At 71.9% G+C, this 25888-nt stretch carries 23 protein-coding genes; 11 read left to right on the top strand and 12 right to left on the bottom strand.

Annotated features, from left to right (window positions below):
- The first annotated feature begins 150 nt into the window (after positions 1 to 150).
- Positions 151 to 705: a tellurite resistance TerB family protein gene (locus ACZ592_RS04085; RefSeq protein ID WP_471579927.1), complete on the top strand. Its 555-nt coding sequence runs from the start codon at positions 151 to 153 to the stop codon at positions 703 to 705.
- A gap of 115 nt (positions 706 to 820) precedes the next feature.
- Here ACZ592_RS04085 and ACZ592_RS04080 read toward each other — a convergent pair whose 3' ends face one another.
- Positions 821 to 1744, bottom strand: a complete 924-nt coding sequence (locus ACZ592_RS04080; protein ID WP_471579926.1) for a class I SAM-dependent methyltransferase — start codon at positions 1742 to 1744, stop codon at positions 821 to 823.
- A 98-nt stretch (positions 1745 to 1842) separates the two neighbouring features.
- Complete coding sequence (locus ACZ592_RS04075) at positions 1843 to 2460, bottom strand: helix-turn-helix domain-containing protein (protein ID WP_471579925.1); 618 nt, start codon at positions 2458 to 2460, stop codon at positions 1843 to 1845.
- A gap of 178 nt (positions 2461 to 2638) precedes the next feature.
- Here ACZ592_RS04075 and ACZ592_RS04070 point away from each other — a divergent pair, with 178 nt between their 5' ends.
- Both ACZ592_RS04070 and ACZ592_RS04065 read left to right on the top strand, forming a co-directional pair.
- Positions 2639 to 3583, top strand: coding sequence for an NAD(P)/FAD-dependent oxidoreductase (locus tag ACZ592_RS04070; protein ID WP_471579924.1), 945 nt, complete (start codon positions 2639 to 2641; stop codon positions 3581 to 3583).
- Positions 3580 to 4593, top strand: coding sequence for an MFS transporter (locus ACZ592_RS04065; RefSeq protein ID WP_471579923.1), 1014 nt, complete (start codon positions 3580 to 3582; stop codon positions 4591 to 4593). The genes ACZ592_RS04070 and ACZ592_RS04065 overlap by 4 nt, the downstream gene beginning before the upstream one ends.
- A 60-nt stretch (positions 4594 to 4653) precedes the next feature.
- Here ACZ592_RS04065 and ACZ592_RS04060 read toward each other — a convergent pair whose 3' ends face one another.
- Positions 4654 to 5826, bottom strand: coding sequence for a serine hydrolase domain-containing protein (locus ACZ592_RS04060; RefSeq protein WP_471579922.1), 1173 nt, complete (start codon positions 5824 to 5826; stop codon positions 4654 to 4656).
- A 140-nt stretch (positions 5827 to 5966) separates the two neighbouring features.
- Here ACZ592_RS04060 and ACZ592_RS04055 point away from each other — a divergent pair, with 140 nt between their 5' ends.
- From ACZ592_RS04055 to ACZ592_RS04040, 4 genes are all read left to right on the top strand, one after another.
- Positions 5967 to 7553: a hypothetical protein gene (locus ACZ592_RS04055; protein WP_471579921.1), complete on the top strand. Its 1587-nt coding sequence runs from the start codon at positions 5967 to 5969 to the stop codon at positions 7551 to 7553.
- 154 nt (positions 7554 to 7707) lie between these two features.
- Entirely contained in the window at positions 7708 to 8226 is a 519-nt protein-coding gene (locus ACZ592_RS04050; protein WP_471579920.1) for an MmyB family transcriptional regulator, read from the top strand.
- Between the two features lie 193 nt (positions 8227 to 8419).
- Entirely contained in the window at positions 8420 to 9547 is a 1128-nt protein-coding gene (locus ACZ592_RS04045; RefSeq protein ID WP_471579919.1) for an alpha/beta hydrolase, read from the top strand.
- A 131-nt stretch (positions 9548 to 9678) separates the two neighbouring features.
- Positions 9679 to 12174 carry an ATP-dependent Clp protease ATP-binding subunit gene (locus ACZ592_RS04040; RefSeq protein WP_471579918.1) on the top strand — a complete coding sequence of 832 codons (2496 nt, stop codon included), beginning with the start codon at positions 9679 to 9681 and terminating at the stop codon, positions 12172 to 12174.
- A 28-nt stretch (positions 12175 to 12202) separates the two neighbouring features.
- Here the strand turns inward: ACZ592_RS04040 and ACZ592_RS04035 are convergent, their stop codons facing one another.
- On the bottom strand, positions 12203 to 12805 hold the full coding sequence (locus ACZ592_RS04035) for a vitamin K epoxide reductase family protein (RefSeq protein ID WP_471579917.1): 603 nt from the start codon (positions 12803 to 12805) through the stop codon (positions 12203 to 12205).
- A 200-nt stretch (positions 12806 to 13005) separates the two neighbouring features.
- Between ACZ592_RS04035 and ACZ592_RS04030 the strand changes: the two genes are divergently transcribed.
- Positions 13006 to 13872, top strand: coding sequence for an AraC family transcriptional regulator (locus ACZ592_RS04030; RefSeq protein WP_471579916.1), 867 nt, complete (start codon positions 13006 to 13008; stop codon positions 13870 to 13872).
- 22 nt (positions 13873 to 13894) lie between these two features.
- Here ACZ592_RS04030 and ACZ592_RS04025 read toward each other — a convergent pair whose 3' ends face one another.
- From ACZ592_RS04025 to ACZ592_RS04005, 5 genes are all read right to left on the bottom strand, one after another.
- Positions 13895 to 14818: a TauD/TfdA dioxygenase family protein gene (locus ACZ592_RS04025; RefSeq protein ID WP_471579915.1), complete on the bottom strand. Its 924-nt coding sequence runs from the start codon at positions 14816 to 14818 to the stop codon at positions 13895 to 13897.
- Between the two features lie 102 nt (positions 14819 to 14920).
- A complete protein-coding gene (locus ACZ592_RS04020) occupies positions 14921 to 15751 on the bottom strand; it encodes an ABC transporter ATP-binding protein (protein ID WP_471579914.1) in 831 nt (276 codons plus the stop codon).
- A complete protein-coding gene (locus ACZ592_RS04015) occupies positions 15738 to 16826 on the bottom strand; it encodes a taurine ABC transporter substrate-binding protein (RefSeq protein ID WP_471579913.1) in 1089 nt (362 codons plus the stop codon). The genes ACZ592_RS04020 and ACZ592_RS04015 overlap by 14 nt, the downstream gene beginning before the upstream one ends.
- 92 nt (positions 16827 to 16918) lie before the next feature.
- Positions 16919 to 17680, bottom strand: a complete 762-nt coding sequence (locus ACZ592_RS04010; protein ID WP_471580008.1) for an ABC transporter permease — start codon at positions 17678 to 17680, stop codon at positions 16919 to 16921.
- Positions 17681 to 18287: 607 nt separating this feature from the next.
- The gene (locus ACZ592_RS04005; RefSeq protein ID WP_471579912.1) at positions 18288 to 19133 is read right to left on the bottom strand and encodes a hypothetical protein; all 846 of its coding nucleotides are present in this window, start codon (positions 19131 to 19133) and stop codon (positions 18288 to 18290) included.
- A gap of 581 nt (positions 19134 to 19714) precedes the next feature.
- On the opposite strand from ACZ592_RS04005, the gene ACZ592_RS04000 reads away from it, so the two are divergent.
- The 3 genes from ACZ592_RS04000 (at position 19715) to ACZ592_RS03990 (ending at position 21750) form a co-directional block, all read left to right on the top strand.
- Entirely contained in the window at positions 19715 to 20050 is a 336-nt protein-coding gene (locus tag ACZ592_RS04000) for an STAS domain-containing protein (protein ID WP_471579911.1), read from the top strand.
- Positions 20051 to 20150: 100 nt separating this feature from the next.
- Entirely contained in the window at positions 20151 to 21008 is an 858-nt protein-coding gene (locus ACZ592_RS03995) for a DUF1206 domain-containing protein (RefSeq protein ID WP_471579910.1), read from the top strand.
- A gap of 148 nt (positions 21009 to 21156) precedes the next feature.
- The gene (locus ACZ592_RS03990; protein WP_471580007.1) at positions 21157 to 21750 is read left to right on the top strand and encodes an acyl-CoA-like ligand-binding transcription factor; all 594 of its coding nucleotides are present in this window, start codon (positions 21157 to 21159) and stop codon (positions 21748 to 21750) included.
- 35 nt (positions 21751 to 21785) lie between these two features.
- On the opposite strand, the gene secD is transcribed toward ACZ592_RS03990, so the two are convergent.
- From secD to ACZ592_RS03975, 3 genes are all read right to left on the bottom strand, one after another.
- Positions 21786 to 24134: a protein translocase subunit SecD gene (secD, locus tag ACZ592_RS03985; protein WP_471579909.1), complete on the bottom strand. Its 2349-nt coding sequence runs from the start codon at positions 24132 to 24134 to the stop codon at positions 21786 to 21788.
- Positions 24135 to 24204: 70 nt separating this feature from the next.
- On the bottom strand, positions 24205 to 24603 hold the full coding sequence (locus ACZ592_RS03980; protein WP_471579908.1) for a hypothetical protein: 399 nt from the start codon (positions 24601 to 24603) through the stop codon (positions 24205 to 24207).
- Positions 24604 to 24788: 185 nt separating this feature from the next.
- Positions 24789 to 25838, bottom strand: coding sequence for a LacI family DNA-binding transcriptional regulator (locus ACZ592_RS03975; protein ID WP_471579907.1), 1050 nt, complete (start codon positions 25836 to 25838; stop codon positions 24789 to 24791).
- Between the last annotated feature and the right edge of the window lie 50 nt (positions 25839 to 25888).

Here is a 25888-nt window from a genome sequence, read left to right as displayed (position 1 = left end):
GGCCGGGCACCTGATCGCTCGTGACGGAGCGGCCCGCTGCCCTCCGTCCTGCCGGCTCGTCGGCCACGGAACTTCGGGGGGCGGGACGGCGTTGGCAGGAGGACGCGCGGAAGTCGCGCGGACGACGAACGGGTAGCCGAGGTGGCACGCATGGCGATGTGGGACCGGATCAAGGACCAGGCCAAGGGTCTGCAGCAGTCGCAGGGGGCCCGGAGCTCCGGCGGACACGGACGGCCGGGATCGGGGTCGGGCTCCGCAGGGGGGTCGAAGGCCCAGATGGTGGGCGTGCTCAAGTCCCAGCTCGCCTCGCTCAAGACGGAGCTCAAGAGCGGCGCCTACCGCGACGCCAGCATGGCCATGTGCGCCCTGGTCGCGGCGGCCGACGGCACGGTCGACCCGGCGGAGCGCCAGCACGTGGAGTCGCTGATCCTGCAGAACGACGTCCTGCAGAACTTCCCGCCGGAGCAGCTGCGCACGCGCTTCAACAAGCACGTCGACCAGCTGTCGTTCAACTTCCAGCAGGGCAAGACCGAGGTCATGCAGGAGATCGCCAAGGCGGCGAAGAAGCCGGCGGAGGCCAAGGCCGTCGTGCAGACCGGATTCGTCGTGGCCGGCGCGGACGGGTACATCGCCCCGGCCGAGGAGCAGGTCCTGAGGGAGGCGTGCGCGGCGCTGGGCGTGTCCCCGCAGGAGTTCGGCCTCTGATCGCGGCAGTCCGAATGCCTTCTGCGTGAGAGGTTCCGGACGACGGCACCCTCCGTACGACCATCGGCCGGGGCCCGCACCTCATGGTGCGGGCCCCGGCCGCGGTGCGCCCGCGTCACGCGCGGCGTGCCGCCCACACCGAGCGCTCGGTGCGCACCCGCAGATCCGTGCGGCGCAGGATGCTGTGCGGCCCTTCGGTGTCGAGCAGCTGGTCGAGAGCGTTCAGGTCCTCGGCCGTCAGGGTGGCCGCGGCACCGCCGCGCAGACGGCGCAGGCTGCTCAGCGCGTAGCGGCCGATCGTGTCGGTGGAGGGCGGGCCGATGTCGACGGTGACGGTACGTTCACCCTCGACGGCGAAGCCCGCCTCCCGCAGCTTGATTCCCCAGTCGGCGCCGCGGTGCGGGACGTGCTCGGCGTGGTGGTGGTCCAGCGCGGCGTGGCACCGCTCCTCCAGGCCGGGGGCCTCCGCCGGGGCGTCCTCGGGCAGGAACCGGGGGAAGCCGGCCAGCTCGATGACGGTGAACAGACCGCCCGGCGCCAGCAGGTCGTGGATCTGGCGCAGGGTGCGGTCGGGGTCGGCCATGTGGTGCATGGAGGCCGACGCCCAGACCAGGTCCGGCGTGCCGAGGTCGGGCCAGGACGCCGCATCGAGGTCCGCCTGGACGACCCGCACACGGTCGGCAGCGCCGACGACGGCCGCCTTCTCCTTCAGGCGCTCCAGATGGGAGGCCGAGGAGTCGACGGCCGTCAGTTCGGCCTCCGGGAAGCGCGCGAGCAGGGCGAGGGTGCCGGCTCCGGTCCCGCACCCCAGATCCACGATGCGACGCGGACCGGACGCGACGGGCAGCCAGGCGGTGATGGACGCGGTGTGCTCGGCAAGCACCTCGGCGTCCAGCTCGAGGATCTCCGCCTGGTCGGCGTCGGTCCCGGTGTGGCCGCCCGCTCCGTGCTGGTGAACGTGGTGCGCGGAGTCATGCTCGGAGTCGTGCGCGCTGTCGTGCTCGGAGCCGTGCTCGGTGTGCGAGGAAGCGTGGTTCATGCGTCCACGCTAAGCGGGCGATCCGCCCGTGACCTGGCCTGTTCCTGAACACGCAAGACGATCGCCGACCGCCTTGCGCACCGCGCAATCCGTCGCCGTCAGGCGTGCTTGTCGGCGTTGCCGGAGTTACCGGTGTGGGGGGCGGTGTCGGCGTTGTCGGCGCGCTGGTGGCCACGGCGGGCGTCGCGGTCGAAGATGCCGAGGATCTCGCAGGGGCCGCCCTCGGCGCCGATGGCGTGCGGAAGCATCGTGGGGAACTCCGCTGCCTGGTTGGTCTCGATCCGCAGGCGCCGGTTGCCCAGGAGCAGGACCGCGGTGCCGGAGATGACGACGAGCCATTCGCGGCCGGGGTGGGCACGCATGCGCGAGGGATTGTCGGGTGGCGGGTTGGTCATGCGCTGGCGCACGACGCTCATGCCGGGTTCCGCCTTGATCGGCCAGCGCATCAGCCCGTGGGCCCCGTCGATCGTCGGGTTGGCGATGACGTCGTCCGTGGCCGTCTCCACCAGCTGATCGAGGGAGGTGTCCAGGGCCCGCGCCAGGATGACGAGCTGGTCGAGCGCGAGCCGGCGCCGGCCGTTCTCGATGCGGCTGAGCGTGGACTGGCTGACGTTGGCGCGGGTGGCCAGTTCCTCGAGGGACCAGCCCTGGGCCACGCGCAGGGCACGGATGCGTTTGCGTACCAGGCTGTCCAGCTCACCACCGTCTTGCGTCATAGGCAACATTGTATGCGACCACCGCAAGGAGCGCTTAGCGTCGTCCGTGTTCGGCCCCGGAAGCAAGCACCGGGGCAGCAAGGCGAAAGGGGACCATGACATGGATGCCATATCTGACGTGCCTGGACCGGCCGTGTCTGTATCTGCCGTGTCTGTATCTGCCGTGTCTGCGTCTGCCATGTCTGCGACGACTCCCGCACACGTGACCGACGCGCTCCCGGGCGGGACCGTTGACGCCGTGGTGATCGGCGGCGGCGCCGCCGGGCTCAACGGAGCGCTGATGCTGGCCCGCTCCCGCCGCTCGGTCGTCGTGATCGACAGCGGCATCCCGCGCAACGCGCCCGCCGAGGGCGTGCACGGACTGCTCGGCCTTGACGGCACTCCCCCGGGCGAGCTGCTGGCACGGGGCCGCGAGGAGGTCCGCCGGTACGGCGGCACGGTACGCGCCGGTGAGGTGGTCGGCGCCGTCGTCGCCGACGGGGACCCTCGCTTCTCCGTCGCCCTGGCCGACGGCGCGACGCTCCACGCGCGCCGCCTCTTGGTCGCCACCGGCCTGCGGGACGAACTGCCCGACGTGCCCGGGCTCGCCGAGCACTGGGGACACGGCGTCGTGCGCTGCCCGTACTGCCACGGCTGGGAGGTCCGCGACGAACCCATCGGCGTGCCCGCGGTGGGTCCGGCCTCGATCCACAACGCGCTGTTGTTCCGCCAGTTGACCGACGACCTCGTCTACTTCACGCGCGGCACCGCGCTCGACGAGGGCACCCGGGCGCGTTTCGCCGCCCGCGACATCCGCGTCGTCGACCAGCCCGTCGAGCAGGTGGTCGCGGCCGAGGGCGGCGGTATCGCGGGCGTACGCCTGGGGGACGGGCGGCTCGTGCGGCGTCGTGCCCTCGCTGTCGCGACCACCATGCGGGCACGTACCGAAGGCCTGGCGGGTCTCGGACTCCGAGGAGGAGCGCGGCCGCGCGATCGGCGTGTGGACCGGTGTCGCCGGAGGCGGTGGCGTGCTCGGCATGTTCCTCTCGGCCGCCCTGGTCGACGTGGCGAGCTGGCGTGCTGGCGTGCTGGCGGTGGCTCTTCGTCCTGCCCGTCGCTCTCGTGGTCGTCGCGTTCGTCATGACGCTGCGATCCGTTCCCCACTCCAGTGAGAGGTCGGGGCATTCGTTCGACACCGTCGGCGCGCTGACCTCGGCCGTCGCCGTGGTCGGACTCATCTTCGTCCTTCAGGAGGGGCCCGAACGCGGCTGGGCCGCCCCAGCGACCCTGCTCGGCCTGGTGATCGGCGTCGTCGCCGCCATCGGTTTCGTGACCTGGGAACTGCGCCGCGGGGACGCCGCTCTCCTGGATGTCCGGCTGTTCGGCGAGCGCGGCCTGACCGGCGGCTCGATCACGCTCCTGGTGGTCTTCGGCGTGCAGGCGGGCATCTTCGTGGTGCTCTTCCCGTTCTTCCAGGCCGTACTCGGCTGGTCGGGGCTGCTGTCCACCCTGGCGCTGATGCCCATGGCCGCACTGATGATGATGGCGTCCGGCCTCGCCCCGCGACTGGCCGCGCGCATCGGCGCCAGGGCGACCATGGCCGGGGGCATCCTCCTGGCGGGTGTCGGCCTCGCGCTCATGGCCGCCGTCGTGTCCGTCGACGGCGGATTCCTGTCCGTCCTCCCCGGCATGCTCGCCATGGGCACCGGCATGGGTCTGTCGATGACGCCCTCCACCGAGGCGATCACCGGCGCCCTCCCCCGCGAGCGCCAGGGCGTGGCGTCGGCGCTCAACGACGTCACCCGCGAATTCGGAACGGCGCTCGGCGTCGCCCTGCTCGGCGCGCTGCTGCCCGCCGGCTACCGCGACGCCATCGGACCCCGACTGGCCGACGTCCCCCAGGGCCCGGCCGACACCGCCCGCGAAGGTGTCGCCAACGCCCTCGACGCCGCACACCGGGCGGGCCCGCACGCACAGGCGCTGGCCCGTGCCGCCCGGGAGTCGTTCGTGGACGGCTGGCAGCAGGCGATGTGGGCCGGAGTCGCCGTCATGGCCGCGCTGTTCCTCTACGTCGTCCTCCGAGGCCCGCGCCGCCCGAGCGATACCGACACCGACACTGACACCGACACCCGCACTCACACCGCCGCCGACTGACTCCGCGTGGTTCCGCCACGGACGCCCCGCGCCGGGACACGGCGCGGGGCGTGCGTGCCGCTATCCCTTGCCGCAGAACTCCGCCTCGAAGACGTTGTCGTACAGCTGGCCGTCCTCCAGCCAGTCACCGTTGAGGTGGAACGTCAGGGTGTGCTTGCCGTCCGCGGTCGTCGCCGTGCTGGTCAACGAGCCCCAGACGATGCCGTCGTGGCCGTAGACCTTCACTCCGCAGGAGAGGGTGCGGGCGATCAGACCGGTGCCGTACTTGAAGAAGGTGCCGGTCTCGACCGTGTCGAGCAACTCCCGCTGCTGGGCGGCCGGCAGCAGCTTTCCGCTCAACAGGGCGCTGTAGTAACGGTTCAGATCGCCCGTGGTGCTGATGACCTCACCGGTCGCGCCGGACCACGCCGGGTTGTACTCCGTGGCGTCGTAGATCTCGGGGCCGGGCTTCTCCGCGTACAGCTTGGAGTAGCCGACCGCGTAGGGCGCGGGCATCTTCGGGTCGGTGCCGGGGAACGTGGTCTCGCGCAGCTTCAAGGGCTTGATGATGCGCTCTTCCGCCTCGTGCGCGTAGGTATTGCCCGTGGCCTTCTCGATGATCATGCCCGCGAGCACGAAGTTGGTGTTGGAGTACTTCCATCCGGTGCCGGGCTCGAAGTCCGGCTTGTACTTCAGTGCCATGTCGACGATCTGCCGGGCCGTACGGGTCTCGTAACGGTGGGCCAGGAAGCCGGGGCCGTTCATGTACTCCCGCCACTCCGGCGTCGACACCGTGTCGAACACGCCGCTGGTGTGGTTGAGGAGTTGACGTACCGTCACCTTGTTGCCGTCGTAGCCGTTGTCCTGCAGCAGGCCGGGCAGCCAGCGCTCCACGGAGTCGTCCAGACTGAGCTTGCCCTCGGCCTCCAGCTGCAGAAGGACCACGGAGACAAGGGACTTGGTGTTGCTGCCCGCACGCAGGTGGTCCGCCGCGGTGCGCTTGCGCTGCGTCGAGGTGTCGGCGTAACCGGCGGAGCCGAACCACGTCCCTTGCGGTCCGCTCACCTCCGCGGCCACGCCCGGCATCCCGGCCTTCTCCAGCGCGTCCAGAGAACGCTGCGTCGCGTCGTGCTTTCCCGCGCGCTCGGCCGCCGTGCCGGTGCCGGCGGTGCCCGTCAGGACCGCCGCGACGCTCAGCGCGACCGTGAAGCTCCTGAGGAGAGCGCGATTGTTTCGAGTTGTACGTATGGACATGCGGTTCCCATCCCCCAAGCGGTGAAGCATGATCATTTGACGGAGGAAGTGTACGAGGAGCTGCCGACAGCCGACCGGACCGCACGCCTCCGCCCCGCCGGTGGCGGAACCCCTGGAGCGCACCCGGCGTCGTGAAGATCATGACGAAAGCGCACGACCCGATGAACGGCGACCCGATGAACCACGGCCCGATGAACCACGACTCGACGAACCGCGACTCGACGACCGCGGTCGGCATACCGAAGGACGAGCTCGACGAGCTGTCCAGGACCTGGTCGGAGATCCACGAGAACCACGAGGACTCCCGCAACAGCGCGTACGACCGCGCGATCCGCGACTGCGCGGCCCGGCTCGCCGCCGATCCCGGCGGCGCCGCGTCGTACGTCTGGACGTTCGCTCTGGTGGCGACGGCCTCGTACGTCACCTGGCTGCCGGGGGACGGCGTGGAACCCGCCACGATGGCGGCGCTCGCGGCTGCCGACCGAGCCCTGCGCGACCGCCCGTGCGACCACGGCCTCCACCCGTACGAGAACCATGACGACGAGGACGACGCGTACCTCGCCGATCTGGTGCCCGGCCTCGCCGACGAGAGCGACGAGTGGTCCGAGGACCGGCCGCGGGACGAGTGGCTCTGCCCGCGCAACGTCGCCGGGTTCGCCCGGATCGCGATGGACGCCATCGAGCCGGGATCGGTCACGGACGTGCCGCCCCGGCTGCCGGCCGACGCCAAGGAGACCATCGCCACCCTGTCGGCCCTGCTCCACGGCTACCCGAAGCCGTGGACCGACATCAACGAGGAGATCTCCTCGCAGGCAGGGCACCTGTCCGGCGCCGAGCCCGCGGACCGCGCCGGACATCTGCTGGTCGTCAGGGCGGTGACCTGGTACGCCGTGTCCGGCATGGTGCGCACGAAGTCGGTGCTCGACGACCTCGTCGAGGCGCTGGAGGAGACACTGCCGCACTTCGCGGGAGCGTCGTGCGCGCACGAATGGCACGCCACGCTTCCCGACAGCGGCCCCGAGGCCGCGGAGGTCGGCGTCGTCCTGAGCAGTCCAGGGGGCCGCGCGGTCTACGAGCGGAACCGGGCCGAGTCGGGCCGGGGCGCGCCCCTGGAGCACGTCGTGTGCCCGGTCTTCATGGCGGAGATCGCGGAGAAGTCCCTGACGGCGCTGGGCATGCGACGCGAAGAGCTCTTCGGGGACCGCGACACCTCCCACGTCGACGCCGAGTACCTGCGCGCGGACGGACGTCTGGAGATCGAGAAGATCGCGGAACGCCTCGATCACAAGAACTGGAACGAGGAGTACGCCGACGATCTGGCCCTGTGGGCCGCCCGCCGGCACGAGGGGGCCGACGGCCGGGAACGCGCGGTGCTGCTGGTCACCGCGTACCAGGCGGCGGAGAACTCCTACCCGAGCCCGCCCCTGCCGGTGGTCCGTGGCGTCCTCGCGACGATGCGCGCCGTCATCGCCGCCCCCCGGCCGGAACAGTGCGCACACGACGACGAGCACCCGGCGCTGCGCTACGCGAAATTCCGCGACGGCATGCCGCACTACTACGCGCCCGACGAGTTCCCGGCGACCGAGGAGTCCCGCAGCCCGGAGGCGTGGTCCTGCCCGCGGTTCGCCGTGACGGTCGCGGAGAAGTGCGTCGACACCCTGTCGGACCTTTACGAGGACGAGGAGGAGGACGAGGAGGAGGGCGGAGAACAGGGCGAGGAGGGGTAGCGACGGGAGGACAACGGGGCCACGGACGACGGGCCGTCATCGCTGGCTAGGCTTGCGCCGCACGCTGTGATCGCATGGATGCCGACGCTCGACATCACCGGAAGGGACCAGACACGTGCAGCCGGGTGAACAGGACTTAGCGGGTTCGACACCGATGATCGCGAGCTGGCGGACGGTCGTCGAGAGCATCACGGGGTCGATGGCCTACCTCGCCGACAAGCACTGGAACGTGGTGGCGTACAACGCCGAGTTCAAAGCGCTCTTCCCCGGCGGGCGGACGCCGTCCAACATCATGCGGTGGATGCTGCTCGACGCAGAGGCCCGCGAGGGCACCTTGCTGAACTGGGCCGAGGACTGGGCACGAGGAGCGTGCCCGGCCATCAGGCAGGCCCTGTCGAAGGACCCGTCCGATCCTCAACTCATCAGTCTGGCCAGCGACGTTCGGCTCGACCCCGTCGCGGGTCCCATCTACTTGGCGACCGCGGCCTCGCACGCCCTGCATCCGGACGGCGCCGTTCGCATGGTCCACCACCCCGTGAAGGGGCCGTGCTGGGTGATCGCGGCCGCCGCCAGCCCGCTGCCCGAGATCGAGACCCGGTTCGTGACGATGCAGTTCCGGCCCGGCCCGACCCGCCCCCATCAGCCGCCGCCCCTGAGCAAACACCCCGACTGACGGCCCGGCCCGGGCGCCCTGTGCGGCAGACCGGGTCGTCCGCGGGTAAACCATCGCGGTACGCGATGTCCACCCGCGGCGGTACGCGGCCCCCACACCGCGCCGATAGCGTCGAGGACCACCTGCGCACCGCCGCCGGCGCACCGTCCGACGGCGTGCCGCCTCCGTGGGGCATCGAACCGATTGGGGAGCCATGCAGCGGTCCGCATCCATCAGGGCCTGGCCGGCGATCGCCGCCCTGACCGTAGGCCTGGCACTCGGCGGGCTGCCCGCTCCGTCCGCCTCGGCGGCCGCCGTCACCTGCCCCGACATCGGGGCGGGGGACTCGAACGGCCTGGAACTGCGGGACTGGCAGCCCTCTCCCGACGGCCTGCTCTGCGAGGCGGAGTTCACCACGGGCGCGCTCTTCACACCGCGCGGGCCCGGGGCACCGCAGATCGACCCCGTACGCAAACCCGTGCGGGTGCGCGTCCACCTGCCCTCGGACTACAGCCCGTCGGACCGCTACCCCGTGCTGTATCTGCTGCACGGCGGCGCCGCCGACTACGAGCAGTGGTCCAGCGGCGGCGGAGACATCAGCCGGAGCGTCAGGGAGGCCGGGTTCAAGGGCATCGTGGTGATGCCCGAAGGCGGCAAGGTCGGGTTCTACTCCGACTGGCAGGGCGCCACGTACGGCAACTTCACCCCGCAGTGGGAGACCTTCCACATCAAGCAGCTGGTGCCGTGGGTCGACGGACACTTCGCCACGTCCGGCCGGCGCGCCGTCGCCGGCATGTCCATGGGCGGCTTCGGCGCGCTGAAGTACGCCGCCCAGTACCCCGACGTGTTCAGCGCGGTGGGCGCCTTCTCCGGCGGCACGGACCTCCGCCGCCCCGACCACCAGCAGATCATCAACAGCGGCACCACGGCCTACGGGGCGCGCTTTTGGTGGCACGGCGCGGGGAGCGACGCCGGGAACTACTGGAAGTACCTCTTCCCCGGCAATCCCGACGCACTGCGGCGCACGGAGCTGGTCTTCGGGCCGCAGTCCGGCTGGCCGTCGTTCAACCCGGTCCAGGTGGCCGCGACGCACCCCGCCGCCTACCGGTCCTACCAGGGGAGGCTCGCGCTCTACAGCGGCCGGGCCGAGGACCCGTACGCATGGAACAACGCGCTCCATCACACGCTCGCGCAGCAGAGCGTGCCCCACCTGTACTGCTCCGGCCCCGACGGACACGACTTCAAGACCTGGACGCCCGCGCTGAAGCAGTTCCTCGGCTTCGCGTTCGGCACCGCGTCCACGACATGCCCGGACGGCAGCGGGTGGCGCCAGGAACCCTGACGCGGGCGGCCAGGAGTGGCAGACCCGCGCGGGCGCTGGTAAGGCGCCCGCGCGGGTGCGGCATGTCCTTTTTGTCCATACGGTGGAGCGGAGCGTCCCCCTCCCCCACCGCGCCTTCCAGGACGGCCCTCATGACCATGTCTTCCTTCGGCTCCCCCGGCGGCCCGGACCCGTTCGCCGAGCTGCTCAACCGCTTCTTCGGCATGTCACCGGCGTCATCACCGCCCCAGGTGCAGCGCGTGCCGATCGGGCGGCTGCTCACCGACTCCGCACGGGAGCTGATCGACCGGGCCACCGGGCGGGCGGCGCAGGACGGCAGCCGGGACCTGGACACCGAACACCTGCTCTGGGCGTGCACACAGGTCGAGCCCGCCCGCACGCTCCTCCAGCAGGCCGGGACAGACCCCGACCGGCTCGGTGAGACCGTGGCCGGGGTGCTGCCCGGCGAGAGCGGCACGCCCTCCGCCGAACCCGGTCTCACCCCCGCGGCCAAGCGCACCCTCCTCGCCGCCCACGCACGCTCCCAGGCCGCCGGGCTGACGTACATCGGCCCCGAGCACATCCTCGGCGCGCTGCTGGAGGACCCGCACACGGGTGCCGCCAAGCTGCTCTCGGCCTACGGCACCGACGCCGACGCGGTGCGCCGGACCACGGAACGCGCGGTGCGCGCCGAAAGCCCCGAGAGCGCGCGGGACAGCGAGACGCCGACGCTCGACGAGTACGGGCGCGACCTCACCGAGGAGGCCAGGAGCGGCCGCCTCGACCCGGTGGTCGGCCGGGCGGACGAGATCGAGCAGACCGTGGAGATCCTCTCCCGGCGCTCGAAGAACAACCCCGTCCTGATCGGTGAGCCGGGCGTCGGCAAGACGGCGATCGTGGAGGGGCTCGCCCAGCGCGTCGTCGCGGGCGAGGTGCCCAAGACGCTCAAGGACAAGCGGGTCATCTCCCTCGACCTGTCGGGCCTGGTGGCCGGCGCCCAGTACCGGGGCCAGTTCGAGGAGCGCCTGAAGGCCGTCATCGACGAGGTCAAGGCCGCCTCCGAGTCGACGATCCTCTTCATCGACGAACTGCACACCGTGGTCGGCGCCGGCGCCTCGGGCGAGGGAGCCATGGACGCGGGGAACATGCTCAAACCCGCCCTGGCCCGCGGCGAGTTGCACGTGGTGGGCGCCACGACCATCGACGAGTACCGCAAGTACATCGAGAAGGACGCGGCCCTGGAGCGGCGCTTCCAGCCCGTCATGGTGCCCGAGCCGAGTGTCGAGGAGACCATCCAGATCCTTCAGGGGCTGCGCGACTCCTACGAGGCCCATCACCAGGTCCGCTACAGCGACGAGGCACTGGCCGCCGCCGCGGAGCTCTCCGACCGCTACGTCTCCGACCGGTTCCTGCCCGACAAGGCCATCGACCTCGTCGACCAGACCGGTGCCCGGATCAGGCTGAGGTCGCTGGGCAGGTCCACGGAGGTCGTCTCGCGCGAGGACGAACGGGCCGAGCTGAACCGCGAGAAGGACCAGGCCGTCGACGCGGAGGACTTCGAGCGGGCCCGCGAGCTCAAGGAGCGGATCGCCGGGATCGAGGCCGAACTCGCCGGGATCGAGGAGCGGCGCGAAGGCGTCATGGAGGTCACGGCCGCCGACATCGCCGAGGTGCTCTCGCGGCGCACGGGCATCCCCGTCGCCCAGCTGACCGCGAGCGAGAAGGACAAGCTCCTCAAGCTGGAGGACGCGCTGCACGAGCGGGTCGTGGGCCAGGACGAGGCGGTCACCGCGATCGCCCAGGCCGTCCGCCGCAACCGCGCGGGCATGGGCGACCCGAACCGGCCCGTGGGTTCCTTCCTCTTCCTCGGCCCGACCGGCGTGGGCAAGACGGAACTGGCCAAGGCGCTCGCGGAGCTGCTCTTCGGTGACGAGAGCCGCATGGTGCGCTTCGACATGAGCGAGTTCCAGGAGAAGCACACCGTCTCGCGGCTCGTCGGCGCCCCGCCCGGCTACGTGGGGCACGACGAGGCGGGCCAGCTCACCGAAAAGGTGCGCAGGCAGCCCTACAGCGTCCTGCTCTTCGACGAGGTCGAGAAGGCGCACCCGGACGTCTTCAACACCCTGCTCCAAGTCCTGGACGACGGGCGGCTCACCGATGCGCAGGGTCGCACGGTCGACTTCCGCAACACCGTGGTCGTCATGACGTCCAACATCGGCGCGCACCGCATCCTCGCGCACCAGGGCGACGTCTCCGAGATCCGCGCCGACCTGATGGGCGACCTTCAGGGCCACTTCCCGCCCGAGTTCCTCAACCGCATCGACGACATCATCATCTTCCACGGCCTGGGCGAGGACGACCTCACGCGCATCCTCGACCTGCTGCTGCGGCAGAGCGAGCGCCGGGTCCGCGCCCAGGGCCTGGAGCTGCGGGTCACCGACGCGGCCAAGAAGCTGCTCGTCGCGCACGGGCACCAGCCCGAGTTCGGCGCGCGTCCGCTGCGCCGCACCCTCCAGGCCGAGCTCGACAACCGCATCGCCTCCCTGCTGCTGAGCGGCGAGGCCGATCCGGGCGACACGATCGTGGCCGACGTGCGGGACGACTCCCTCGTCTGTTCCGTGGAGCGGCCCGCCGACGAGGCCGCGTGACCCGCCCGGCCCCGGCGGACCCCGCCGCCTACAGGAGCCGCCCGCCGAACCGCGTCACGATCAGCACGACCACCACCCCGTACAGCAGCACGGGACCCAGCCACCCGTAGCCGCGCAGGGCCCGCTTCAGGCCCGGCGGAGCGGGCAGGGCCGCGGTGCGCAGCGAGTGGAGCGTGACGTACCAGAACAGCGGCAGCACCACCGCCCACACCAGCAGGCACCAGGGGCAGAGCGCCCCGAGCACGTACAGGCACTGTCCGATCAGCCAGATCACCAGGCCGAACGCCGCAGTGACCGCGCCCTGCACGCCGAGCCACAGCCACCGCGGCACGGTGGCGCCACTCGCGAGAAGCAGACCCAGCATGGCGAGCGCGGCGAAGGCGACCATGCCGAGCAGCATGTTCGGGAAGCCGAGCACGTTGCTCTGCCAGGCGTCCATCACGTCGGAGCAGCTGAGCACCGCGTTGATGTTGCAGCCGGGGGCGAAGGCCGGATCGGCGAGGGTACGGATGCGGTCGTACGTCAGGACGGACGAGGCCAGCGCCCCCAGGAGCCCGGCGCACATCAGGAACAGGCTGAGCGGGCGTCCCGCGCCGATGCGCTGCGGACGGGGAGGGGTGGGGTCGGCCATGAACTCAAGGATCCGCACCCGCACACCCCGCCGGCCAGGGACGATGGTCCCGGCGACGGGTGGACTCAAGGCCTCGGGGCCGGACGGCGGGGCAGCCGTGCCGACCCGACCGCATCGGGCACGGAATGTCGGGTCCGGCACCACACGTGCTCCCTAACGTGGTGATCACAGGAAAACGCAGGAGAGGAAGGAGGCCGGGCGTGCTGGAGCGGCTCAATCAGGCCATGGAGTACATCGAGCGCCACCTCGGCCAGGGCGTCGACGTGGCGGAGGTGGCGCGGGTCGCGGCCACTTCGGAGTACCACCTGCGCCGGATGTTCTCCGCGCTCGCGGGCATGCCGCTGTCGGAGTACGTCCGACGCAGGCGGCTCACTCTCGCGGGCGCCGAGGTGCTCGCGGGGCAGGACACGCTCCTGGAGATCGCGGTCCGCCACGGCTACGGCTCGGGCGAGGCGTTCGCGCGGGCGTTCCGTGCCATGCACGGCATCGGGCCCGGCGAGGCCCGGCGCACCGCCGCGACGCTCAGCTCCCAGTCCCGGATGACCTTCCGCCTGACCATCGAAGGGAGCAGTGACATGCGCTATCGCGTCGTGGACAAGCCGGAGTTCACCGTCGTCGGACCCAAGGCCCGGGTGCCGCTGGTGCACGCGGGGCCGAACCAGGCGATCATCGACTTCGTCCGCGGGATCCCGCCCGAGGACGTGGCACGCCTGGAGAAGCTGTCGGACCAGGAGCCGCGGGGCATCCTCGCCGTCTGCGACGACCTGGACCCGAGCCGTGCCGAGGGCACCGAACTCGACTACTACCAGGGGGTGATCACGTCCGCGCCCGCCCCGGCCGGCGCGGCCGTGCTGCCCGTGCGGGCCGGCACATGGGCGGTCTTCACGGCATCGGGTCCGGTGCCGGAGGCCATCCAGTACCTGTGGCGGGACGTGTTCACCGAGTGGTTCCCGTCGAACCCGTACCGCAGCCGCCCGGGTCCCGAGATCCTGCGCACGCGGCTTGCGCAGGACAAGTCCGAGGGGGAGGCCGAGCTGTGGCTCCCCGTGGAGCGCGAGCAGGGCTGAACCGCACCCCGTGGTGCCCCCGTCAGTCCGCGACGGGGCCCACGGGGGTGTCGCCGCTCAGGGTGATGCGGTGCATGACGCGGTGCTGGTCGCCGTAGTCGCGGTTGGCGTAGTGGGCCGTGCCGCGGTTGTCCCACAGGGCGACGTCGCCGGGCCGCCACCGGTGGCGCACGATGTGCTCGGGCTTGGTGAGGTGGGCGTACAGGATGTCGAGGATCCCTCGGCTCTCGTACGCCGAGACGCCCACGATGTGCGACGTGAACCCAGGGTTCACGAACAGACCCTTGCGCCCGCTCTCCGGGTGCACCCGCACCACCGGGTGCTCCACCGGCGTCAGGTCCGTGAAGTCCTCGCCCTCCCAGCGGTTTCCCCGCCCCTGCCTGCGCTGGGCCAGGTAGTACCCGAACGCGCGGCTGCCGTCGTGGACCGCGGTGAGGGAGTCGGCCAGCGTGCGCAGCCCCGGCGACAGGGACGCGTAGGCGAGTTGGCTGTCGGCCCAGGTGGTGTCACCGCCGTGGGGCGGAAGCACCACGGCCCGCAGGACGGAGATCGCCGGTGGGCGGCGGACGAACGTCACGTCCGTGTGCCAGACGTCGGAGAAGCCGTTGTCCTGGCTGTCCAGGGCGTACACCTCGGGGGCGACGTCACCGGAGTCGTGGATCGGGTGTCCGACGGTGACTTCTCCGAGACGCCTGCCGAACTCGATCTGCGCGGTGTCGTCGATGTCCTGGCCGCGGACGAACAACACCTTGTGCTCGACGAGTGCCGTCCGGATCGCGGCGACCTGGTCGTCGTCGAGCCGGCCGAGGTCGATGCCGTCCACCTCGGCGCCGAAGCTCGGGCCGAGCCTGGTGAGGCGCGGTTCCCGTGCTGCTGGTCCCGGGGCCGTCCGGTCGGCGGCGGCAGCGGTCGCGGCGGGCCGCTCGCCGGTGCTGATGAGACTCACTGTGCTCTCCTCGCTTCGGTTGTCGTGCGTGCGGGCGTGTGCGGGGGCGTGCTCGTACGGGCTCATGAGTACGGGCTCCCGCGTACGGGCCCGTCGGTACGGTCAGGCAGCGGCGGCCGACTTCACCGCGTGGGAGACCTCCGCGCGCAGTTCGGCGAACTCGGCGGAGTCGCGCAGCTCGTCGGCGTCCACATCGCCGCGCGGCAGCCCGATCGGCAGGTCGAGCGCCACCGTTCCCGGGCTCTTGGTGAGCACGACGATGCGGGAACCGAGGAACACCGCCTCCTCCGCGGAGTGCGTCACGAACACGGTGGTCCGCCCGGTCAGGGCGCTCACCCGCCGTACGTCCTCCTGGAGCCGTTCCCTGGTCAGCGCGTCCAGTGCCGCGAACGGCTCGTCGAGCAGGAGGAGCGGGCTCTCGGCGGCCAGCGCACGGGCTATGGCGACGCGCTGCTGCTGGCCCCCCGAGATCTCCCAGGTGCGCCGCGACTCGGTCCCCTCGAGTCCGACCCGAGCCAGCAACTCCGCACGCCGAGCGGCTCGTTGTGACCGCTCGACGCCCGCGTACCGCAGGGCCAGGTCGATGTTCCCGCGCACGGTGCGCCACGGGAACAGCCGGGGCGTCTGGAACACGACACCCGCGCTCTCGCCGGGCCGAGGCTCGCCGCCTGACACCCGCACCGAGCCGTGCGTCGGCCGCTCGAACCCGGCGATCAGCCGCAGCAGTGTGCTCTTGCCGCAGCCGGAGGCGCCCACGAGGACCAGGAACTCGCCGGTGGGTGCCGTCAGGTCGACCGGACCCACCGCCGTGACGGCCTGACCGCCTCGTCCGTACTGGTGGACGACCTGGTCCAGGTGCAGGGCGTCGGCAGGCGGAGCGAGATCGGCCGGCGGATGCGGGCCGGGCGCCGTGGTGGTCTCACTTGAGGACATCGGGCAGCCCCTTGAGGTACAGCGCCTTGCGGACGACGTCCCGGCTCGGCGCGGACTGGATCTGCTTCTGGTCGGCGAGGAACCGGCCGGTGTCGGTCAGATAGGTCGCGAGCTTGCCCGGGCTGCCGTCGGTCCCGAGCCAATCGGCGGAGGTGACCTCGGCGGGCGTGAGGAACACCCCTTGCGAGAGCTGGGCCTTGGCGTCCGCGGCGCTGATGCCCAGCTCCGCCGCGATGGCCTTGACCGAGCCCTCGGGGTCGGACTTGATGCGGCGCAGGGCGTCCGCCTCGACCTTGCGCCAGGTGTCTATCGCCTTGGGGTCCCTCGCGATCAGTTCGTCGGAGACCACCGCCAGGTCCAGGGTGGGCTTCCCTTCGGCGCCGATCTTCTTGCTGCTGGTCAGCTGGGTTCCGGTCTTGCGCAGCTCGTCCAGGGTCGGCAGCCAGGCGTAGGCGGCGTCGATGTCCCCCCGCTGCCATGCCGCGAGGATCGCCTGCGGCTGCAGGTCCACGAGCTTGACGTCGGACGGCCCCAGGCCCGCCTGCTTCAGGGCGGCCAGCAGGCTGTAGTGCGAGGTGGAGGCGAACGGGGTGCCGATGGTCTTGCCCTTGAGACCCGCGACCTGCGAGATGCGGGTGTCCTTGCGCGCGACGAGCGCCTCGTTCTCGCCCGCCACGTCGAGGATGAACGCGACCTTGTACGGGATCGGTGAGCTGTCGGACACCCCGCGGGCGAACGGGCTGGAGCCCAGCGCGGCGATGTCCAGGGACTTGCCCAGGAAGGCCTGGTTGACGCTCGCGCCGGAGTCGAACTTGACCCACGTGATCTTGTAGTCCGGCAGCGCCTTCTCCAGGAGCTTTCCGTTCTTGACGATCAAGTCGCCGCTGGGAAAGGCGAAGTAGCCGATGCGCAGCCGCTTGGCGCCGCCTCCGGACGAGTCGTCACCGTCCGACGAGCAGCCGGTGACGGCCACGGACGCCGCGGCCAGGGCGCCGGCGAGCAGCGTGCGGCGGGTCGGGCCGTGGAGGGCGGAGGGCCTCTTTCCGGCGGGAGTTCTGGACAGTGAGGGAGACATGGCGGGGCCGTTTCTGTACGGGGTCGGGACGGGCGAGCGGGACCGGGATGTCAGGGTGGGCGGCGGGACGCGCAGGGAGAGCGGGACGGGGCCTACGCGCGGCCGCGCCACGGCACGACGGCGCGCTCCACGCGGAGCAGCAGGCCGTCGATGATCAGGCCGGAGATCCCGATGGCGATGATGCCGACGAACACCACCGGGGTGTTGTTGTAGTTCGCGGCGTCCTTGACCATGCCGCCGATGCCGGGGAGCCCGTTGACCAACTCGGCGGCGACGAGGGAGGAGTAGGCCACCCCCACGGCCAGCCGAATGCCGGTGAAGGTCTCCGGGAGGGCGGACGGCACGACGACGTCCTTGATGACGTCCCACCGTGATCCGCCGAGCGCACGGGCCGCCTCGATCAGTCCGCGCGGCACCGCGGCGACCGCGGTCGTGGTGGACACGGCCACCGGCGGGAACGCGGCCACGGCCAGCAGCGTGATCTTGGGCTCTTCGTTGATGCCCAGCCAGATGACGAGCAGGGAGAAGTACGCGAGCGGGGGCAGCGTCCGCAGGAAGGTGATCCAGGGCTCGAACAGCGAGCGCAACCACCCGACGGTGCCCATGAGCAGACCGAAGACCACGCCGAGGGCGACCCCGAGGCCTGCCCCGATCGCGATGCGCCGCAGGCTGATGCCCAAGTGCTCGATGAGATAGGTGCCGTTGTAGCCACGGACGCCGTCGTGCGTCGTGGAGACGTCGATGAACGCGTCCCACACCTTGGCGGGCGGCGGGACCAGCGTCTCGCTCCACGTACCGCTCGCGGCGAGCAGTTGCCACAGGGCGAGGAACAGCAGAAGCGAGGCGAACGGCAGCCCGGCATGACGGACGCGCGCCCAGGCGCCTCTCGGGCGTGGGCGCGGGCCGCGCCGGGCCGGTGGTGTGCCGGGTGGGGAGGTGGCGGTGGAATCGACGGGTGACGACAGGGGTGTCGTGGACACGGGGCGGCCTCCATGGGGCGCCGAGGCATGAACGGCCGCGACCGGTGGACAGGGGTCGACCGGCCCCGGACGCGAGCGGAGCTGAAGGGAGCGGAGTTCAGGAGCGGAGTCCAGGAGCGCAGGGAGCGCCCCGCGGTCAGCGGGGTGCGGCAGAACCTGCGGGATCCCGTCGAGGAAGCGTCACTCGACGGGCGGGAGGCGTCAGGGACGCGAGATCAACGACAACACGAGACGGGGCATCGGCACAGGTCGATGACCAGGCGTCGCACCAACGGTTCGTGAGTCATGAGGCCTATTTCTACAGCAGTCGCCGCGCTGCTCCAAACAGGCGTCCACTTTCTGGAACGCGAGAACGACCGGTCCCGGCCGGCCCCCGGCCGCACACGGCGGCTCCCGCACAGCGCCGGAACAGATCCTGGACGCCGCACGGGAGGGTCCTGCTCATCCGGTCCGGGCGACGGCCCGCCGGATCACGACGGCCTCAGTCGGCGGTGGCGGCGGAGACGAAGCCGCGGGTGACGTGCGTCCCCGAACCGTCGTTCGCCGCCTGGTAGTTGGACTCGCCCACGCAGTCGCTGTATTCGTAGTTGGCCCGCGCGGTGCCGCTCAGGCCCCCCGCGCCGGTGGACGTCGGCCCGCCGAAGACGGCGTCGGACCTGGGCATCTCGGCGCAGCTGGGGATCCCCGCGTAGTACTCGACGAAGCCTCCCTGGGAGCCTCGGAGGTTGCCGCTGCCGGCGGGCAGCGTGTAGGTGCCGAGGTGCGTCTCCTTGCCGGTGACCGTGTCCCTCGCGGTCCCGGTCCAGGTGTCGGTCCCGGTGCGCTCGACCTTGAGGTCGTAGCGGTGTCCGTAGACCCCGTCGAAGTCGACCGCGCAGGTCACCCCGGGCCCGCCGTCGGCGCCCTCGCTGCACAGCGGGTCGGAGGTGGTCGAACCCGCGACGAAGTTGGAGAAGCGGGCGGACAGGCGCTCGCGGCCAGCGCTGTCGGCACGCGGCTGCAGGCCCGTGTAGCCGACGTCGGCCGCGTTGGTGAACCCGAACTGCTGGGCGAAGTAGATGCCGCTCTGGTGAGCCGTGGCCTTGTTGACCGTCATGGGGAAGGTGATGTCGCTCAGGCCCTCGGACGGCGTGCCGGGGATGGACCAGCCGATCGAGACGTTCCCGCCGCCGACGGAAGCGGCAGCCGATATCGATACGGGTGCCGTGGCGGAAGTCGACGACGTCGGCCCGGGAGCGGCGGCCGAGGCCAGGGCGGGCATCGCCGTCATCAGCCCCGCGGCCGCGGCGACCGCGGCGCACCGGCGCCGGATTCTGGCTGAGGTCATGTGCTGTTCCTCCTGTGTGGGGGACGGAGAACAGTGCTTGTGCCTGACGGGCGCTCGGCGGAATGAGGATGGGTGGGGAAGTCCGCACGCGGAGTGCGACCGGGCACCTCGCACGGCCCGGATGGCCGGTGCCAGTGTCGCGCCCGCTCCCCACGAACGCGCCATGGACAATCGCCGCACGGGCTTGGACTCTTGCCCCTCCCTCCCCCATCGCCCTCCCCGGCGACCCGTCTTCGCGGGCCGTTCCCGCGCGCCCCGGGAACGGCACCGGGCGGCTACGGCGGCGCCTGCCGCGCGACCCTGCGAGCCCACTCCCGTCGACAACTACTCTCCGTAATCATTGAATTGACGACCCGTCAGTTCCGCTTGCCGGCCAATCCACCGCCCGTACGAGGGTACGAATGGCCCTGAGCGGGAACGATTGACTCATGACCTCGGTGCCGCCCAGGACCCCGGTGGCGTCCGGCGCCGGTCAACGCACGCCGCGCCACCGAGAAATTGACTACTCTCCGTGAAGGGACAAGACACTGCTGCACTGGGAAACGGGCACCGCCGACTTCACCTTCGGCCTGCGCCACCGCGTGGTGAACGGCACTGATGTCCTTGCGTTTTGGGGCGAACTGGACGCCTGGGCCGACCAGGAGCTCGCCCCCCGTGTCATCGCACTCCTCGACCAGGCAGGCCCACGGGTCGTCACGGACCTCCGGGAAGTGACCTTCATGGATGCCGGAGGTCTGCGACTGCTGGTCCGAATCCGCAAACAAGTCACCTACCACCAGGGCACGTTATGGCTTGTGCCCGGCAGCAGACGCAACCGGCGCCTGCTGCGCATCACCTCCCTCGACCAGGCCTTCACCATCCCGGCAAGCGCACCGGTCCCCTCTGCGCGAACCGGTGCGCGCACCGGATTCCACTGACACGGGGTGCCGGGCCCGCGCGTCGGAAGGGGCCGTGGAGAGGCCTGGGGCGAGCCCATGAGCAGCGCATGAAGGGCGGTTCACGGGGCACTCGGACGCCATGCATCTCCCCTCCGTACGTGCCTCATCGGCCACCGCCCGAGGCAAGGACAAGGCGAGGCGGGCCGCGAAAGGCCGCGGCATCGCCGCGGTGGCGCGTGCCGGATTCGTCGGACGCGGTGTCCTGTATCTCCTGATCGGCGCGCTGGCCCTGCGGATCGCACTGTCCGACGGCGGCGACCGCCAGGCGGACCGGGGCGGGGCACTGGCGGAGATCGCCGAGAAACCGTTCGGGAACGCGCTGCTCTGGCTGCTCGGCCTCGCCCTGGCGGGCATGGCGCTGTGGCGGCTCTCCGAGGCCCTGTTCGGCCAGGCGGGCCCGGACGGCGACAAGCCCGGCAAGCGGGCGATGGCGGGTGCCCGCTGCCTCTTCTACGGCTTCGTGTCGTACTCCGTCCTCGCCTACGCCGCGGGCGACAAGGGCAGCGGCAGCGGCGAGAGCGACCGGCAGACCCAGGACGCGACGGCCAAGGTGCTCGACTGGCCCGCCGGACAGTGGCTCGTCGCCGCCGCGGGCGTCGGCGTCCTCTGCGCGGGGCTGTGGATCGCGGGACGCGCGCTCCTGCGCAAGTTCCGGGACCGGCTGCGGCTCTCCGAGATGTCCCAGCGCACGCGCCACGTCGTCGATGCCCTCGGGATCGTCGGCGGCACGGCCCGGGGCGTGGTGTTCGCCGTCGCCGGCGGATTCGCCCTCACCGCGGCCGTGCAGCACGAGGCGGGCGAGGCCAAGGGCATGGACAACACCCTGCGCTCCTTCGCCGACACCTCCGCCGGACCGTGGCTGCTCGCGCTGATCGCCGTCGGCCTCGCCGCCTTCGGCCTCTTCTCCTGGGCGAACGCCCGCTGGCGCAAGTTGTGAACGGACGTCTCCGAGGGGGCCGGGCAGCGCTGTGGCACGGCGATGGACATCGCCGCGAATGGCACCGGATGCCAGGACGCCACCGAGCGCCGCGGAAGGCACACGAACCCCTGCTGTGTACGATGACCTGGTGACTTCCCGCCCCCAGATGACCCTCGCCGAGCGCAAGCGCCGGCTCGTGTCGGACGAACTGACCGAGTCCGCGCTGCAGCTCCTGGCGACGAAGGGGTACGACGCGGTCACCATCGACGAGATCGTCGCCACCGCGGGCGTGTCCCGGCGCACGTTCTTCCGGTACTTCGCGTCCAAGGAAGACGTCGTCGTCCAGTTCCTGGCCGACATGGGCACCGGCATGTGCGCGGAGCTGGCGGACCGGCCGGACGACGAACCCCACTCGATGGCGTTGCTGCACGCCGTCCGGGTCCCGCTCGCCGCCTGCTCCTCCCACTCGGAGCGGGCGCTGCGCGTGGTGCAGCTGATTCTGCGTACGCCCGCCCTGCTGGCCCGCTTCCTGGAGCGGCAGGCGCAGTGGCGCGGCGATCTCACCGGGGAACTGGGGCGCCGCACGGGGCTCGACCCCGACGCCGACCTGTACCCCCGGCTGGCCGCGGGCATGGCGCTGACCGCGTTCGACACCGTGCTGCAGCGGTGGAGCGGCACCGACGGTGCCGAGGACCCGGCCGAGCTGCTCGACCGGGCCTTCGACGTGATCACTCCGGCGCTGGACGCCGTGCGGGCGTAGGGCCGCGCACCGCGCCCGACCCCGCCCCGGGCGGCTCAGACCACCGCTCCCGTACCCCTCTTCTTCTTCCTCCGCGCGTCCAACGGGCTGTATCCGTCCGGTACTTCACCGCCGTCCGGTCGGCCGGGACGCCGTGCGGGCGGCGGCGCCGGGTTGCGGTGTTCGAGCGCGACGGCGATCGGGACGGCCGTGAAGACCGTCGAGGCCATGCCCACCAGGACCCCGGCGATCAACGCGAGCGAGAAGTCCGCGAGCGAGTCGCCGCCGAGCGCCGCGAGGGCGGTGAGGATGAACAGCGCGCCCATGCCGGTGTTCACGGTGCGCGGCAGCGTCTGTACGACGGCGCGGTTGGCGAGGGCGGCGAGGTCGCCGCGCGGATGGCGGCGGCGCGCCTCGCGCACGCGGTCGAAGACGACCACCGTGTCGTTGACCGAGTAGCCGATCACGGTGAGCAGCGCGGCGAGGAAGACACTGTCGACGGGCTTGCCGAGCCAGGCGAAGAGGCCCACCACGAGCAGCACGTCGTGGACCATCGCGGACACGGCCGCCGCCGCAAGGGTCCAGCGGAACCGTACGCTCAGATAGATCAGCTGGGCCGCGACGGCGATGCCGAGGGCGATGAGCGCCTTCTGGCGCAGTTCGCTGCCGAGGCTCGGGCCGATCAGTTCGTCGCGCTCGACGGTGACGGTGCCGCCGGGCTTCTCCAGAGCGGCCTTGACGCGCTGCTGCTCGGCGTCGGTGAGCCGTTCCGTGCGGACGGTGATGTCGCCGTCCCCGGACTCCTGCACCACCGCGCGCGGGAAGCCCGCGTCGGACACGGCGCCCCGGGCCGTGTCGGCGTCGACGCTCCTGCTGGTGCTGTACTCGACGAGGCGGCCGCCGGTGAACTCCACGCCGAACTCCAGGCCGCGCAGCACGATGCCCGCGACCGCGACGGCCACCAGGAGGGCGCTTGCGCCGACCCAACGCCGCCGGTGGCGCACCAGGTCCGGATCGCGGCGGGCCAGCCAGGTGCGGACGCGGCCGGTGGAGGTGATGCCCGTCAGGGCGGGCCGCTTGCGCACGAAGCTCCGGCCGACGGCGAAGTCGGCGAGGACACGGGTGATGACCAGCGCGGTGACCATCGACGCCAGGACGCCGATGCACAGGGTGACGCTGAAGCCCTTGACCGGTCCCGTCGCGAAGAAGAACAGCAGGGCGGCGGCGAGCAGCGTGGTCACGTTCGAGTCGACGACCGCGCTCCACGCCTTCGCGAAGCCCGTGCGGACGGGCTTGGCCAGGTCCGTCGACCGTACGCCGAGATACTCCTCCCTGGCGCGTTCGAAGACGAGCACGTTGGCGTCGACGGCCATGCCGATGGCCAGGACGAACCCGGCGAGTCCGGGCAGCGTGAGGGTCGCGCCGAACGCCACGAGGGCGGCGTAGGAGATGAGGCCGTAGAGGGCGAGGGCCAGAGCGGCGAGAGCGCCCAGGAGCCGGTAGACGACGGTGACGAACACCGCTGTCAGGGCGATGCCGATGAGGGCGGCCCGGGTGCTGGCCTCGATGGCGTCCGCGCCGAGCGTCGGGCCGACCGTCCGCTGCTCCACGATGTCGACGGGCACCGGGAGCGCGCCGCCCTTCACGAGTGCGGCCAGGTCACGGGCCTCGGACTGGCCGAAGCCGCCGGTGATCTGCGTGGAGCCGCCGGTGATGCCGGTCCCGCACGCCACGCCCTCGTTGACGCCGGGCGCCGAGATGATCTTGTCGTCGAGCACGATGGCGACGCGTCGTTCGGGAGCGCCCCGCGGCGCGCAGGCCGCGTCGCCGGTGACCTCGGCCCAGGTGTCGCCTGCGCCCTTGCGGAAGTCGAGGGTCACCATCCAGCCGGAGAGGGACTGCTGGTCGAGGGTCGCCTCGGCGTCCTTGACGCCCTCGCCGGTCAGGGCGGTGGGGCCGAGGACGAGACGGCTGCCGGGCCGGTCGGGGTCGGGCAGGGTCCGTGACCCGTCGGCGGCGGGCTTGCCGACGCCCTTCTCCCCCGACTCACCGGACTCCCCCGTCACTGGGTGGACGGTCAGCTGGGCGGTACGGCCGATGACGTCGGCGGCCTTGCGCGGGTCCTGGACGCCGGGCAGTTCGACGATGATGCGCCGGTCACCGGAGCGTGCGATGCCCGGCTCGGAGACGCCGAGGGCGTCGACACGCTGGCGCAGCACCTCCAGGGCCCGGTCGGTGGACGCGGCATCCGCCTCGACGGTGGGTGAGTCCTTGGTCTCCAGGACGATCTGGGTGCCGCCCCGCAGGTCGAGGCCGAGGCGGGCGGATTGGGTGAGGGCGATGTACAGGGACAGGGCGACGGCCGCGAGCGCGACGATCGCCCGCCACAAGGGCGCGCGGGACATGGGTTCTCCACGATGAGGGCAGGACGGAAGAACGCGTGACCGGGCGCGTCGCGCAGGCGGTGTGCGCCGGTCAGGCGTCGGGGACGGGCTGCGTGTTCATCGGGGTGGGAGGGCCGCGCGGCGCGGCGGCCGCGCGGGGCCGGCGCGGTGGCGCGGGCGCGGTGGCGGGGCGGGCGTCGGGCCCGCCCAGGGCGCGGTGCGGTGCCGTGTCGACGGCCGTGCGGGCCGGACCGACCGGTTGCGGGCCGGGTATGTGGGCATCGGGCCGTTGTGTGACGGCGACGTGCAGCGCCGGGACGTCGTGGGGTCCCGCGGGCTTGCCCGCGTGCGCCACGACGGTGTGCCGGGACAGCGGCGCGTCGGCCGGAGTGCCGTGGGCCGCGGCGGACGGCACGAACAGGGCGAGCACGGTGACGACGAGCGACAGCGCGGACGCGGCCAGGCGCGCGGAACGGCTCTGCTGCGCCACGCGTGCCCCCGTTCCGCTCGTCCCCTGATCCTGCTCATCGGGTGCGCACGGCGTGCCCCCGCCCTGCTCAACGTACGGCGGACCCCGCTCCGTTCCGTCCTGCGCGAAGAACATCGAGCACATCGAGCACATCAGGGACCTCAAGATCCTCAAGAACCTCAAGATCCTCAACAACACCGAGTACGTCAGGTTCCGTACTCGACCAGGCTGGTGGGGACCACGATCCTGCGGGGTGGTGCGCCCTCCGTCGCCGCGTCGCCCCTCCGGTCCGCGAGCAGGCGGCCCGCCGCACGGCCCAGTTCGTCGCTGTCGTAGGCCACGAGCGTGAGGGGCAGGCCCAGCGCGTCGGCCAGTTCGAAGTCGTCGAAGCCCGCGAGGGCGACCCCGGTCCGCGCCGCGGTGGCACGCAGCGCACGGAACGCCCCGATCGTGTTCCGGTTGTTGGAACAGAACAGCGCGGTGGGCGGATCGGGCAGCGCGAGGAGTTCGGCCGCGGCCCGCGTCGCCTCGTCCGGTTCCGTCTGGCCCCGGCGCACAAGGCGCGGGTCGGCGCGCAGCCCTGCGGCGGCCAGGGCAGCCGCGTATCCGCGGAGCCGTTCGGTGCCGGTGTGGACGGCGGGCGGTGAACCGAGGAAGCCGATGCGGCGGTGCCCGCGCGCCAGCAGACGGGCCGTCGCGTCGCGGGCGCCGCCGAAGTCGTCGACCAGGACGCAGTCCGCCGCGAAGCCCTCCGGCGGGCGGCTGGCGAGGACCACCGGCACCCCGTCGGCCACCGCCGCGGCGAGATGGCGCTGGTCGGCGCCCGCGGGCACGGCGATGATGCCGTCGACCCGACGGGCCAGGAGGTCGGCGACCAGCTCCCGTTCCGAGTCGAGGTCCTGCCCGGTGTTGCCGATGACCGTCTTGAGGCCGTGCTCGGCGACCACGGCGTCGACGCCGAGGGCGAGCCGTGAGTAGAAGGGGTTGGCGAGGTTGGTGACGACGAGGCCGACGAGGCCGGTGCCGCGGCCGAGCCGGAGGCTGCGGGCCACCGCGTTGGGACGGTAGCCGAGCGCGTCGGCCGCGGCCCTGACCCGCTCGCGGGTGCCGGGCAGGACCTGCGGGTCGTCGCGCAGCACCCGGGACGCCGTCATCGCGCTGACTCCGGCCCGCTCGGCGACGTCCCGCAGGGTGGGCTGAGAGCTCCTGGCGTCACGCGGGGAACGACCGCCGCGAGAATCGTGCGGTCCTGGCATGGTGCGGACGTCCTTCCGTTCCGTTCGGCGCTCTTGCTGGGCGCGCTGGT

Source organism: Streptomyces sp. NPDC040622 (assembly GCF_055593965.1).
This window is presented reverse-complemented; position numbering and strand designations above follow the sequence as displayed.

Bases quoted from the DNA above. Each gene is read 5' to 3' on its own strand.
- ACZ592_RS04085 (WP_471579927.1), top strand. From the start codon at position 151: ATGGCGATGTGGGACCGGATCAAGGACCAGGCCAAGGGTCTGCAGCAG.
- ACZ592_RS04080 (WP_471579926.1), bottom strand. From the start codon at position 1,744: ATGAACCACGCTTCCTCGCACACCGAGCACGGCTCCGAGCACGACAGC.
- ACZ592_RS04075 (WP_471579925.1), bottom strand. From the start codon at position 2,460: ATGACGCAAGACGGTGGTGAGCTGGACAGCCTGGTACGCAAACGCATC.
- ACZ592_RS04070 (WP_471579924.1), top strand. From the start codon at position 2,639: ATGTCTGCGACGACTCCCGCACACGTGACCGACGCGCTCCCGGGCGGG.
- ACZ592_RS04065 (WP_471579923.1), top strand. From the start codon at position 3,580: ATGACGCTGCGATCCGTTCCCCACTCCAGTGAGAGGTCGGGGCATTCG.
- ACZ592_RS04060 (WP_471579922.1), bottom strand. From the start codon at position 5,826: ATGTCCATACGTACAACTCGAAACAATCGCGCTCTCCTCAGGAGCTTC.
- ACZ592_RS04055 (WP_471579921.1), top strand. From the start codon at position 5,967: ATGACGAAAGCGCACGACCCGATGAACGGCGACCCGATGAACCACGGC.
- ACZ592_RS04050 (WP_471579920.1), top strand. From the start codon at position 7,708: ATGATCGCGAGCTGGCGGACGGTCGTCGAGAGCATCACGGGGTCGATG.
- ACZ592_RS04045 (WP_471579919.1), top strand. From the start codon at position 8,420: ATGCAGCGGTCCGCATCCATCAGGGCCTGGCCGGCGATCGCCGCCCTG.
- ACZ592_RS04040 (WP_471579918.1), top strand. From the start codon at position 9,679: ATGACCATGTCTTCCTTCGGCTCCCCCGGCGGCCCGGACCCGTTCGCC.
- ACZ592_RS04035 (WP_471579917.1), bottom strand. From the start codon at position 12,805: ATGGCCGACCCCACCCCTCCCCGTCCGCAGCGCATCGGCGCGGGACGC.
- ACZ592_RS04020 (WP_471579914.1), bottom strand. From the start codon at position 15,751: ATGTCCTCAAGTGAGACCACCACGGCGCCCGGCCCGCATCCGCCGGCC.
- ACZ592_RS04015 (WP_471579913.1), bottom strand. From the start codon at position 16,826: ATGTCTCCCTCACTGTCCAGAACTCCCGCCGGAAAGAGGCCCTCCGCC.
- ACZ592_RS04005 (WP_471579912.1), bottom strand. From the start codon at position 19,133: ATGACCTCAGCCAGAATCCGGCGCCGGTGCGCCGCGGTCGCCGCGGCC.
- ACZ592_RS03995 (WP_471579910.1), top strand. From the start codon at position 20,151: ATGCATCTCCCCTCCGTACGTGCCTCATCGGCCACCGCCCGAGGCAAG.
- ACZ592_RS03990 (WP_471580007.1), top strand. From the start codon at position 21,157: ATGACCCTCGCCGAGCGCAAGCGCCGGCTCGTGTCGGACGAACTGACC.
- secD (WP_471579909.1), bottom strand. From the start codon at position 24,134: ATGTCCCGCGCGCCCTTGTGGCGGGCGATCGTCGCGCTCGCGGCCGTC.
- ACZ592_RS03975 (WP_471579907.1), bottom strand. From the start codon at position 25,838: ATGCCAGGACCGCACGATTCTCGCGGCGGTCGTTCCCCGCGTGACGCC.